11 protein-coding genes and 1 pseudogene are annotated in these 12324 nt (G+C 65.9%); 4 read left to right on the forward strand and 8 right to left on the reverse strand.

The features are described from left to right. Positions 1-241: 241 nt before the first annotated feature. The 8 genes from G6N53_RS00180 to G6N53_RS29745 form a co-directional block, all read right to left on the reverse strand. Positions 242-562 carry a hypothetical protein gene (locus G6N53_RS00180; protein ID WP_236694330.1) on the reverse strand — a complete coding sequence of 107 codons (321 nt, stop codon included), beginning with the start codon at positions 560-562 and terminating at the stop codon, positions 242-244. 11 nt (positions 563-573) lie between these two features. Further along, positions 574-2244, reverse strand: coding sequence for a PPE domain-containing protein (locus tag G6N53_RS00185; RefSeq protein ID WP_163886437.1), 1671 nt, complete (start codon positions 2242-2244; stop codon positions 574-576). 4 nt (positions 2245-2248) lie between these two features. After that, positions 2249-2557, reverse strand: a complete 309-nt coding sequence (locus tag G6N53_RS00190; RefSeq protein WP_163886438.1) for a DUF2694 family protein — start codon at positions 2555-2557, stop codon at positions 2249-2251. Beyond that, positions 2544-2852 carry a type VII secretion target gene (locus tag G6N53_RS00195; RefSeq protein ID WP_011767955.1) on the reverse strand — a complete coding sequence of 103 codons (309 nt, stop codon included), beginning with the start codon at positions 2850-2852 and terminating at the stop codon, positions 2544-2546. The genes G6N53_RS00190 and G6N53_RS00195 overlap by 14 nt, the downstream gene beginning before the upstream one ends. Before the next feature lie 62 nt (positions 2853-2914). After that, positions 2915-4837 carry a DUF4226 domain-containing protein gene (locus G6N53_RS30380; RefSeq protein ID WP_163886439.1) on the reverse strand — a complete coding sequence of 641 codons (1923 nt, stop codon included), beginning with the start codon at positions 4835-4837 and terminating at the stop codon, positions 2915-2917. Positions 4838-4894: 57 nt separating this feature from the next. After that, a complete protein-coding gene (locus G6N53_RS29740; protein ID WP_164481798.1) occupies positions 4895-5053 on the reverse strand; it encodes a hypothetical protein in 159 nt (52 codons plus the stop codon). Positions 5054-5123: 70 nt separating this feature from the next. Next, positions 5124-6212 (reverse strand): C40 family peptidase, encoded by a 1089-nt coding sequence (locus G6N53_RS00205; protein WP_163886440.1) that lies wholly within the window; start codon positions 6210-6212, stop codon positions 5124-5126. 33 nt (positions 6213-6245) lie between these two features. Continuing rightward, positions 6246-7352, reverse strand: coding sequence for a VldE C-terminal domain-containing protein (locus G6N53_RS29745; RefSeq protein WP_237166276.1), 1107 nt, complete (start codon positions 7350-7352; stop codon positions 6246-6248). A gap of 1641 nt (positions 7353-8993) precedes the next feature. Between G6N53_RS29745 and G6N53_RS00225 the strand changes: the two genes are divergently transcribed. The 4 genes and pseudogenes from G6N53_RS00225 (at position 8994) to G6N53_RS00240 (ending at position 12277) form a co-directional block, all read left to right on the forward strand. Continuing rightward, on the forward strand, positions 8994-9239 hold the full coding sequence (locus tag G6N53_RS00225) for a hypothetical protein (RefSeq protein ID WP_235682691.1): 246 nt from the start codon (positions 8994-8996) through the stop codon (positions 9237-9239). A 249-nt stretch (positions 9240-9488) separates the two neighbouring features. Beyond that, a pseudogene (locus G6N53_RS29990) lies at positions 9489-9629 on the forward strand (nitroreductase family deazaflavin-dependent oxidoreductase); the annotation flags it as partial. A 130-nt stretch (positions 9630-9759) separates the two neighbouring features. Then, positions 9760-10995 carry an IS256 family transposase gene (locus G6N53_RS00235; RefSeq protein WP_159233604.1) on the forward strand — a complete coding sequence of 412 codons (1236 nt, stop codon included), beginning with the start codon at positions 9760-9762 and terminating at the stop codon, positions 10993-10995. Between the two features lie 424 nt (positions 10996-11419). Next, positions 11420-12277 (forward strand): ICP22 family protein, encoded by an 858-nt coding sequence (locus tag G6N53_RS00240; protein WP_163681191.1) that lies wholly within the window; start codon positions 11420-11422, stop codon positions 12275-12277. Positions 12278-12324: the final 47 nt, after the last annotated feature.

The following is a 12324-nucleotide window of genomic DNA, read 5'->3' on the forward strand; positions in this document are numbered from 1 at the left end:
CGCGCCCCCCGAGGTCGGAACCGGAAGGGCCCGACTCCTCCCACCCTTGGTCGGGCCCTTCCACTTAAAACTTTCGAACGGCATTTGTTGCCAATACTTCTCGCGATCACAGTCAGTCTGCCTGCCCCAGACCGTGCCCCGTGCGTTAGTCAATCAGCGCGGGGTTTTGGCTATAGGCCCGCCAAGGCCGATCTGAAAAACTCGGTTCTGACTCAGCGCTTTTCGGAGCTAGACCTGCGGATCAGATGTCGGTAATGCTGTAGTGGTCCCAGAACTCTTTGCGGGACAGCATCATTGCCTCGTTCGCGGCGGCGAACAGATCGTTGAGCTTCTTTTCCAACGCCAAGTTGGTCAGCGATGTGCGGGCAGCCTCGTGGATGAACAGTTCGAGGAGCCGGCCGTCGTCACCGAGGGTGAACCGCACATAGCCATCGGGGTCTTCGACCTCGGTGCGCAGCGCCCCGAGCTGGGCGATCATCTTGTCGAGACGCTCCAGGGTCGCGGCCTGTTCCGCTTCGGAAAACTTGACCTTTTCCTCGTCGCCGAGATCGTCGAACCCCACGCCGCCCAACATTAGGCGCCGTCCTTCGGTGCGACGGTCGTGATACGGCGAATCAGCGGAGCGCTACTGCGCTGAGGTGCGTCGTCGTTGGGCGGCGGGTCGTCGTCCTTGCGGTCCGGTGCGGTTGTCGACACTGCGATCCGGTCAGCAGTCACCTTGCCGGTCACCGATTCTGTGTGCGGACGATCTTTGCCCACAACCTGTTTGGGCTTTGCATTGCGCTCGTCGGCCCCGCCGCCTTGGCCTGCACCCCCTGGCATGCCGGCCATCGGCATGCCTCCCATCGGCATCATGCCGCCGCCCGGGCCCATCGTGGGGCTCACCGGCGGAGGCAGCGACCCACCGGTGGGCAAGGTCGGCGGGGTGGGGTTGGGGCCCGTGGAGGGCATCACCGGCGGCGTCGACGGTGCCCCGCCGGAGGCTGGCGACGTCATGCCACCCCCGCCCCCTCCGCCGCCGAAGCCGCTCATGTCATCGAGCGGCGCATCGTCTAGGCCCAGGTCCTCGGTGCCGATGTCGTCGAGCTCGGGTTGCATCAACCCCGACAGCCCTTGAGTAGCCGCACCCATCGCCTGCGTTCCGGCCTGAATCAGCGATTCGGGCGCCTTCATCATCGATGACATCGCGCCGCCCAGTAGTCCCCCGGCCGCCCCGAGAACCGTGGGGATCATGCTGGGAAGCATCGAGGCCAGCTGACCGGCCATATCCTGTGACCCGGGCTCTCCCGGCGTCGCTTCGCCCGGCAGACCCGTTCCTTCCCCCGCAGCGGCCGCGGCAGCCGCCTCGCCGGCGGGAACGTCGGGGATACCGTCGCCGTCCAGATCAACCTCACCGGCGGTGGTGGCTTCTGTGCTGGCGTAGTAGCCGCCGAAGCCTTGCGCGGTTTGGGCCTCCATCTGAGCTTTCTGCTCCACCGCGTTGGCCAGCGGCACCGCGTACATCCCGCCGGTCTGCGCGTTAGCCTGCGCCAGCGTCTGTAGCTGGTGGTTCATCGCTTGAAACGCGTCCGGACTCGGGATGTCGCTGCGCGCCTGAGCGACCTCTTGAGCATGGCGATTGGCCTGCTCGGCGACCGTATCGGCGCGCTGGCCGGAGGTTTCCAACGCATTGGCGTATTTGATCAGGTGTCCGCGCACCACGTCGGTGGCCACGGGGCTATCCCAGCTGTCTGGGAGGCTATCGGCGACCGACCGTACCGCGGCTGAGGCGTCGCGGGCCGAGCCTGCGACCTGACGCCATCCCGAAATGAACGCTTCGCCGCTGGCGGAGTCGCCGGAGTGCACCGCATTGGAGATGATCTCGGCGGGCGCGGCGGGTGGTGCGGCCAGCACTGGACGCGCGTCGGGAGGGATTGGTGGCGACGGGGGCGCCCAGCCCGACACGGCGGCGCCCTCACTGGCGGTGTTGAGGCTGGAGATTTTGGTTGCGTTGGCCGCATCTTTGGCGGTGAAACCTGCTGCCACGTTGGCCAGCTGCTCGGCGGTCGCGGCTAGCCCTGCCGCCTGTTCGACCAGGACGCTGGCCAAGGTGGTGCCCGCAGTGGTGAGCCTGCCCGCAGCGCCCACCGACGCCGGATCTGCGGCCAGCGGGGGATGCTCGGGGTTAGCTGTCGTCACATCCGACAGCGCTGCGGTGATCCGTTGCGCTGCCGAGACCAGTCCACTCGGGTCAACAGAAACCATCGGTCTAGAGATTCCTCAGTCGGTCACGGGCGGCGGCCAGGTCCCTTTCGGTGGGGAAATCTGCGTAGCAGACGGGATCGAGCTTGGCGTGCTCCATCTGCTCGCGCAGTGCCACCTGCCCCTGAAGATACGCCACGTCAGCGCAGGCCATGATTCGCTGAGCTAACTCGTGCATGTTGTCGCGCATGGCTTTGGGTTCGAGCTGAACGCCCAGGATGTGCCCCTTGACGGCATTTCTGACCAGGACCGCATCGTCGGGGGTCCTGGCCAGGAACGCCTGCTCGCTCAGCGGCAGGTTGTCATTGCTGGTCAACTCGGAGGTTTTCTGCGTTGATTTCGTCGCGGGTGACGAAGTTGGCCGCTTCGCGGCGCAACCCGATCGCGGCGCTGCGGTGGGTGTGTTCGTGGTGGAGCAGCGCGGCGTCGCGGTTGACCATCAAGTCCGACACCGCCGACTTGAACTGGTGCATGATCGGGCCGAAGGTGTTGACCGCGGCCAGGATCTCGGTGCTGGCCTCACGGGCGGGCGCGATCTGGTCGGCGACATCGTCGTGCTGGTTGGCGACGGTGCGCATCACCTCAGGGTCGATATGAATCGGGTCGGTCATCTCATAGCTCCTTTGATCTAGATATTGTCGCGATTTTTTGCCGCCGCGTCATACGTCGGCCGCTATCCGATGGGGGTGGGCACCGGTGCGCTGGCCAGCGGCGCCGGGTTCGCCGGGTCGGTGGCCGGGGAGCTCGGTGGGATAGGCACCGGCGTGGGAGCTGGCGTGGGCGCTGGTGCGGCGACCGCGCTGGGATCGAGCCAGCCCAAGAAGCCCGGGCTGGAGGCAATCATCGACGCTGGCACAACCTGGCCATCTTGGAGCGCCTTCACCGAGCTCAGCGCGACCGCGTAATGGTCGTTGAACACCGCGAGCATGCCGGCCGACAGGCGCGACGGATCGACCGGAGCGGTCACCGGAGTGCCCGGCGGGGGCAGCTCGAGGTGCTGTTCGCGATAGGCCTCCTCGAGTGGCTTGCCGTCGAGGTGGGCCTTGACGGCCTGGGCCAGCTCTGGCGTGCGTGCATTGGCGGTCGAGCCGTCCGGCAGCGTGATTGCCGTCGGCGGCGGTGGGGGCGGGCCCGGTGCCGCCGGTGGGGCGCCCTCCCCGGGTGTGCCCGCGGGCACCGGCTCGGGCGGAGTGCCCGATTGCGGCGTCGTGGACGGCGGGGTTTCCTCGGGCACTGGCTCGGGTGCGTGGTCGTGGTCGTCCTTACCCTCGTCCTCGTCGAGCTCGTCGTCCTTGTCCTTCTCCGACTCGACGCCGGGGTCGGGTTCCTCACGGCGGGCTTGCTCGCCCAGCTGGGAAGCCAGACCGGCCAGCGGCGCAGCGGCTCCGGTGAGAGCATCAAGCGGGCTGCCGCCACCCAATCCGCCACCTTGAGGGAAAGCCCCCATCGCGGCCGGCAACGCGGAGGCCAGCCCCGCCAGCGGGTCAGCACCCATCGGACCGCCCATCCCCAAATCCGACAACATCGGATCGGGCATCGGCTCCATCGGCCCCAGCCCCGCATCGGTGAGCGCGGGATCGACAAGCGCGGGATCGCTGACCGGCGGCGCCGGAGCCGGAGTCGCAGGTCCCGGTTGGGCATTGGGGTCACTGGGAGTCTCGCCCCCGGTGTCCGGGGAGGCTCCGTCCATGTCGTAGAGGGCGGCCAGCGCCGACGCCGCCTTGGCCTGATCCTCGGCAGTCAAAGTCCCCGACTGGAGTACTTCGCCGATCGCGGCGACCTGACTGCGCAAGAACTTCAAGAACGACTGCTCGCCCGCCGGAGTGTCCAGAGACATCGCCGGGTTGTTAACCGCCTCGACGATCTTCTGCTGGATGTCGTTGAGCTTCTGCTGGCCCTCGGCGGTCGTGGTCCGGGCGCTCAGCATCGCCTCGGTCAATTTGCCCTCAGCCTCGCTGAGTTGGCTGTAGCGGTCCTTCATCTCGTCGTGCAGCTTGCGTACCGCGTCAGCGGTGCGCCCCGACTGCTGCTCATCGGTCGCCACGCCGGGCTGGCTGCCCGGAGGCGGTGTGGCGGGCCGCTGCTCAGATCCCACGACGTCTCCGTTGGCGTTGTAGTAGGTGCGCTTGCCTGTTGCTGGATCGTCCACGTAGGAGGCGGCCAGCGGGGCGACCTGCTGGCCTTGAGCGTTGACCGGCACATACTGGCCGGCCTCGTTGCGCCGGAACTCCGGGAAGAACGGCTGACCGGCCTTGCCGTCGCCACCGAGTAGCGACACCGAGCCATCGTTGTTCATCACGTAGGTGTTGCCGTTGTCGCGATAGGCCAACGAGCCATCGGTCGGTACCCGCGTGCCGTCGCTGAAAACGAGATAGCGGTCGGCGCTCGGGTCAGAGGTGTTGAACCGCATACCAGGATCGCCATAAGCCGCTTGGGCCTTGTCCAACACCGTGTTCCAGTACGGGTCCGAGGGGCTGATGTTGGGGGCAAACGCTCCCCCGTCGGCACGCCAACCCGGATCCCAGCCCATACCGACCCCGGCGACTGGCTTGGCATGCCAGGACACCAGCTCATCGAACTTGCGAGCGTCGGTCATCGTAACCTCTTCTGCACGAACATCGTTGACGGCGATAGGCCCGCCGCGGCACTGAAATCAGAAGTGATCACGGGAGATCGTCTCTTCGAGATCGCGCGGCGCTGCGAACTCCGGTGGCCGCTGCGGGGTGGAATCACCGCCGAAGACTTTCTTCGCCCGCGTCGCGAGATCCAAGATTTGACTGGCTTGTTGCTGCAACCCAGACTCCACGGCCACATCCTTTCCTCGGGCGGATAACTACGAGCCTAAAGCCGCGCCGATCCCCCTCCGTGCACGATTTTCCGGGCTAGGTGGCCACCGGGCGGCGCGCGATAAACCCTGGCGGCATCGGCGCGATACGCACCACATCACCGGTCTGAGGGGCGTGCACTACCTGTGTCGACGAAATCGCCAACATGACATGGCCCGGGCCGCGGCCGTCATAGGACGCCTTGGGAAAGATCAGATCACCGGCGCGGACCTCACCAGGAGGCACGGCCACCCCCTGATTCACTTGCGTATAGGTGTCGGGCCCCAGCTGCACGCCGGCTTGACGCCACGCCCACCCCGTGAGCCCCGAGCAGTCAAAGACCGAAGGGCCCTTCGCGCCCCACACATACGGGCGGCCCAGCTTCGACAACGCCGCCTGGACAGCTTGCCCACCCCTACCAGGAGGGATATCGCGGCCCGTGTCGATCCTGGGCGACGGTCGTCGCCCACCAGATCCGCCACCTCTGGAGCCACCGCCAAAACCGCCGCCGCCCAATGGGATTCCCCCGAATCCCCCACTGCTTTGTGGCATCGACAGGCCTGAGCCGCCGCCGAATGGTGAGCCGCTTCCTGCGCCCACACCGCCGCGCCCTCCGTAGGCCATCGACCGCAGCATCGCCGCCATCTGCGCGTCGCGTGTTTTGTAGGCCTGGACGACTTGTTGTTGTTGGGCGACGCGCTGGCGCAGGGCGACCAGGAGTGCTTTCTGGCCGGCGGGGGTGTTGGTGAACGGGGCGAGACCGTTGGTGTCGGCGGCGGCGCCGTTGACGACGGTGCCGGAGCTGGTGCGGCCGGTGCGATCGGAGCGGGCGGCTTCGTCGAGCTGGGTGCTCAGTGCCCGGTCGTTGCCGGCCAGGGTGTCCAGGGCCGGGCCCGCGCCGCCGGCGAAGGTGGAGTAGTTGGTGGCCAGCTGCCCCGACAGTGGTGCCATCTGGGCCTGCCCCGAGCGCACCAGGTCCCCGGCGCCGGAGAGCTTCATCACCGAGCCCGCGGCGGGTCCTTGCCCGGAGGCCGGCGGGTCGCCGAACAGTGAGTGCGCGCGGCCCAGCACCTCACCGACCTGAGCCACCACCGCGCCAACCGACACGAAACCAGTATCAGCGACCCAGACCCACCCCCCAGACACAAAATTCGGCAGCAGGTGGCACCGTGGAGGCTGCTACGCGTTAGGTGCGCACATACCCGCCACCCTTGGTCGCGATGTGCACGTGGTCGAAATGGTTCGCGGTGGCCCCGCCACGGCCCCCATCGGTTCACCGCCCCCAGGGCCGTAGTACATCGCTTGACGCCAGATCGCGTGGTCGACGCCGAGTGCCTCTTTGTTGGCCTTCACAAACGCCAGCACCTCATCCCCCAGGGCCTTTCCCTGAGGGGTATTCCAGTTGGGGATCATCACATCCAGCGCGAGTCCGTTGGGGTGCCACTTCAACGAGTCGGCGCGCACGCCGCCTATCTCTCGGATCTGCGGAAACGCCGCCGAGACAGCGCGATTGGTGAGCACGGTGAACTTCTGCAGCCCGTTCTCGGGAGCCTTGACTGGTGGCAGCTGGCCCTGGATGGCTCTGGCGACAATGCTGCCGGCGTCCAAGGCTCCCAGCGGGCCGCGGCCCCCCGGTCGCGTGCTCGACATCAGGCGCGTGCCGCTGCCGCCTAGCCCAGACAACCCGGAGAGCCCCTGAAGTCCGCTCAGCGGCGACCCCATTTGTGGCATCGACAGGCCTGAGCCGCCGCCGAATGGTGAGCCGCTTCCTGCGCCCACACCGCCGCGCCCTCCGTAGGCCATCGACCGCAGAATCGCCGCCATTTGCGCGTCGCGGGTTTTGTAGGCCTGGACGACTTGTTGTTGTTGGGCGACGCGCTGGCGCAGGGCGACCAGGAGTGCTTTCTGGCCGGCGGGGGTGTTGGTGAACGGGGCCAGTCCGTTGGTGTCGGCGGCGGCGCCGTTGACGACGGTGCCGGAGCTGGTGCGGCCGGTGCGGTCGGTGCGGGCGGCTTCGTCGAGCTGGGTGCTCAGTGCCCGGTCGTTGCCGGCCAGGGTGTCCAGGGCCGGGCCCGCGCCGCCGGCGAAGGTGGAGTAGTTGGTGGCCAGCTGCCCTGACAACGGCGCCATCTGCGCCTGCCCCGAGCGCACCAGTTCCCTGGCGCCGGAGAGCTTCATCACCGAGCCCGCGGCGGGTCCTTGCCCGGAGGCCGGTGGATCACCGAACAGCGAATACGCGCGGCCCAGCACCTCACCGACCTGAGCCACCACCGCGCCAACCGACACGAAACCAGTATCAGCGACCCCACCGGGCCGTCCGGACATGTAGGTTGCCAAACTGCGTGTCATTTGGCCGCACCCCGACCAGGTACAACTCGTGGCATTGCCATTGAAATGTCGGCTGGGTTTTGCCGTCTAAATGTCGAATCCTATAACCAGACGGTTGTCCAAGAAATCGGTCGGCTCAACGGATGACATCTCACACCGGGTCGTTTCTGGGCAGCATCTAAGCTGGCCCACCGTAATTCCGCGTGTTCTTCCAGAATCACGGTGGCCACCTATGTGGCTTCCGCCAGGCCGGTGGATGCGCGACATACGACCTTTAAGTTATGAGCAGGTCACTCGTGGTTTCTCGCCGCATTATCTCCACCCACGGTGGAGATAACTGCCAGCTAGCCTCATCAGTCGGCGCACGTGCAGCCGCAGCCCAGCCGCCGATAACACCCGATTACGTCGCGCGTGGCCCCCCACACTGCTGTCGCACGGATCGGTGTCGGAGCCGACTGTCATGATGCTTGCCGGCGCGGACCAATACGCCCTGGCGGCTACCGCTTATCACGTGCTGACCGGCTCACCGTTGTACCACCTAATCCTGCCGTGGTCATCAGCAGGCACGCTGCACCGCCAGCGCTGGCGGACACGCGAGCCGAGCTCGCCAGTCTCGACCCGGTGCTGGCGCAGCCCTCGCAAGAAAGAACCCCGCTGACCGCTTCGCGCGGTGTTCGGACTTCGCTAGCGCGTTCGCTGAACAGGTCAAGTCCGATGCGCCCCCCTCTGCCGACTGCTTAGCCGCACACGCCTTGCAACCCGATCCTGCGGCACGACTACCGATTTGGGCTGGCCGCTGCCGGGACGGCATATGCAGTGGGCGCTGCGGACGAACCCGTACTCGGCTCGTTCGCCGTCCTGACTAACCCTGTCGGCGACGGCGACAATCGGAGTCAAGGAATTCCCTCCGACGCATCCACACCCAGTTCCACGGTGCTTGCCGGAAAACTGGAACCACTCCTTACGTAATTGCAAGGTGTACAACTCATTTCGGCGTGTCGAGAGCATCTTAGTAGAAGATTTGATCAATCACATCCAGTCCTCAGTGTCCACACAGGGACTCGTGGTGCAGTAGTTGTGGTATGCGGATCGCCCGCTTTGATAGATACGGGGATGTGACCCAGTGCCTCATGTCAATCCAGCACTGCGTGGACACCCACGGCAGCTGGATGCGCGCACAGCATCTTGCACCCACGACTGTGCAGTGCACTAGTGGATTCCTCTGTCGCGATTCGCGATCGATGCGAATCGCCACCGGACACAGTTAGCCGCTGGGCAACAGCACGTCGGGAACAGAGACTCGAAAGGAGCAGGCAACGGTCGAACAAGTAACGCAGGCGTCTTCGACGGAGCCACCGCAGCAGCCCCGCGGCAGGTTGTCAGCAGTTTCACCCAATACCGCGACGCGGAGCACGCGCGATGTCGCGGTGGTGCGCACCGAGCGTGGTGATCTACCGGTGCGGAGATCCGCGAGGATCTCCCGCGGCCAGGAGGACAGGTTCTAGTGCAGGCATTCACAATTGACCAGTAACCGTCAGGTCGGTTCGCGCGTTCTGCGATCAAATGGAGAAACAACATCCGGCTCGATAGGAAGGAATGATGACTAAATATTCGAACGGCTCGGAGTCGGTGGACGGCGTCGCCCAACGCCTGATGGCGGAATTCGACGGGATCCTGCCAAAGAGGCAGGTGGCCGGCACCGTGCTGCAGGCTGTCTCCGAACTCGACGGGGAGGTGCCACCCGGTGCCTTACCCCAAATGCTGCACCAGCTCGCTCAGCAGCGGTTGGACAGCTCGATCCCCGAGGCGTGGCCCGTATCAGCCACCCCAGGTGACCGCCGCTGATCTCATCTCCTTGGATATTCGGGCTGCTGACCACTCGCAATCGCTGCCGGTGACGAACCGACGTCCGGGAGACGCGTCGTGTCCGAGCGGCAGAGCCCATCCGTGCCGACGGGGAACCGCTAATCGATGCCGTGGCAATTGGGTTGTGCGGCAACGACAGGAAGATCGCGGCCGGACCACCCGGGGAACCCTGACATGTCCACGCGCCCAATGAAATGGAGGCACACCGTGTTCACAAAACTCGACGACATGGTCGCCAACGGAGGCGCGCGCCTACTGCGATCCCGCCGGCTCATGCGCGCTCCGATCTGGATATACAAAGCCCGAGCCGGGGCACTAGTGGGCTCACGGACACTGATGCTCGAACACATCGGGCGCAAAACGGTTGCGTCCAGCAGAGTGGTGTACGAGTCGGACCTGATTAGTAGCGCCGGCGTGTCGTAGCCGAATGATTGAAGGTCATCGCGTGATTCTTCGAGAGACCCGTCAAAGTCACTCGAGCAAAGAAAGAACACACGCGATGACCGCTGCCCACAATATCGACCTGCCCGCCGTGCTGGCCGAACGACTCACCACCACCCATCCCGACGTGCTGCGCGAACTGCTCGCCACGTTCATCCACACCCTGATGGGAGCTGAGGCCGACGCCCTGTGCGGAGCGGGCTACGGCGAGCGCAGCACCGAGCGCACCAACTCCCGCAACGGCTACCGTCACCGCCAGTTCGACACCCGCGCAGGGTCTTTGGATCTCGCGATTCCCAAGTTGCGGCAGGGCTCCTACTTCCCGGACTGGCTGCTGGAACGCCGCAAACGCGCCGAGCGGGCCCTGACCACGGTGGTCGCCACCTGCTACCTACTCGGAGTCTCGACGCGGCGGATGGACAAGCTCGTCGAGACGTTGGGCATCACGTCGCTGTCGAAGTCTCAAGTCAGCGTGATGGCCAAGGAGCTCGACATCGCCGTGGAGGCGTTCCGGACCCGACCGCTGGACGCCGGCCCGTACACGTTCGTGGCCGCCGACGCCCTGGTGCTCAAGGTGCGTGAGGGCGGGCGGGTGGTCAATGTGCACGCCCTGATCGCCACGGGTGTCAACGCCGAGGGCTACCGGGAGATCCTCGGCATCGACGTCACCACGGCTGAGGACGGGGCCGGCTGGTTGACGTTCTGGCGGTCGTTGACCGCCCGCGGCCTGTCCGGGGTCAAACTGGTCACCAGCGACGCCCATGCCGGACTCGTCGCCGCGATCGGCGCGACACTACCCGGCGCGGCCTGGCAGCGTTGCCGCACGCACTACACGACGAATCTGATGGCCGTCACTCCGAAGGCGTCGTGGCCGTGGGTGCGGACCCTGTTGCACTCGGTGTTCGACCAACCCGACACTGAATCGGTTGCTGCCCAATACGATCGGATCATCGATGCGCTCGCCGACAAGCTCCCCAAGACCGCCGAGCACTTGGAAGCTGCCCGGCCGGATCTGCTCGCGTTCACCGCGTTTCCCAAGCAGATCTGGCGCCAAATCTGGTCGAACAACCCCCAAGAGCGACTGAACAAGGAGATCCGGCGGCGCACCGACGTCGTCGGCATCTTCCCCGACCGGGGCGCTCTGATCCGCCTCGTCGGTGCCGTGCTGGCCGAACAGCACGACGAATGGGCCGAGTCCCGGCGCTACCTCGGACTCGACGTGCTGAGCAAATCCCGCGCCGTCAACGACACCCCGTCAGAACAGGAGGACACCCCCGCGGCACTGACCGCCTGAACCATCACCACGAAGAATCACACGACGACGTCGTACACCACGTCCATGGACTTGACCGATCAACGTTGACTGCCGCGTGGACGTGGGCCGGTTGGCGGCACCGGTCCGCTATGGACTGGCGGCGACGCTTGAGGTTGCCCCGACCATCAGAGTCGACATCCACCAAGAAGTACGTCAACAATTGCAGGTCCGACTGCGCACCAGGACCCGCCGACACGCGTGTCGAGGTCGAAAGACTGCGGCCCTTTCCCACCAGCCAGCAACGACGCGCGATACCGCCACATTCTCCGAGGCCTCAGTACGAGCGGGCGTTGTCCCACAGCCGAACAGCGGTGGTCGAGACTGGCGGACTGAGGGTGGCATCGACGTTATCTACGTAGGAAGACAGTAGTTGATGACAAATGGATCACGGTCGAGTTGAGATGTGGTGTCATGCAACCGCTGTCGGGGATGGCGCTGTCATCCTGGATCCGTGGCGCCTAGGACAGCGAGGAAGACCGACAGCAGGCTGGCCGCTCGGCTCGCGGCGCTCGCCTCGCTGGGCGCCGCGGTCATCCACTTCGCCGTCGTACCCACCCACTGGCAGGAGTGGATGCCCGCTGGCGTGTTCTTCACATCGATCGCCCTCTTCCAACTGCTCTGGGCGCGGCTGGTTCTCACACGAACCACGACTCCTGTGCTTGCTGCCGGCATCATGGTCAACCTTGGAGCCATTGCTCTGTGGGCCGTGTCCAGGACCGTGGGAGCCCCGTTCGGCCCCCACGCTTGGGAAGCAGAGTTGGTCCAAGCCGCGGACCTTTGCGCTCTGCTGCTTCAGATCTACGTCGTGATGGGCGCCAGCTGTGTGTGGTACCGCGGCCTGCAAGGACAGCCGGTACCGGGGTTCGGCAGCGCATTAGTGCTCATGGGCGCCGTCGGTGTCGTGACGCTGGCGTCCACGGTGGGGGTTGCTTCAGGACTGCAGCACGGCCATGCGCCAGCGAGCGCAGACGGTGGCCACCACGGGACGACCCCCGAGGATGGGCACGGCGAGCACGACGCGACCACCTCCGACGATGCGCATAGCGATCACCAAGGCGCTGGCGCCGAGCCCGCGGAGGGCAATGATCATGGGACGAGCAGCGAGCATGTTCAAAGCCCTGACAGCAATCACGAGCCGGCCGCCCCGCCGCCGGTCAACGAGCCTGCCGGCGAGTCGGCTGCACCGGCGACGGCAGAAGTTCCGGCCCCACCCGCGGTGCCTGCGCAGGACGACCACGGCGATCATGATCACCGCGAGTAAACACCTGACTTCTCCGCTCGTGTGAGCACAGGCGTCAAACTAAGCTA

It is taken from the genome of Mycolicibacterium hippocampi (assembly GCF_010723735.1).
Lineage (GTDB): Bacteria > Actinomycetota > Actinomycetes > Mycobacteriales > Mycobacteriaceae > Mycobacterium > Mycobacterium hippocampi.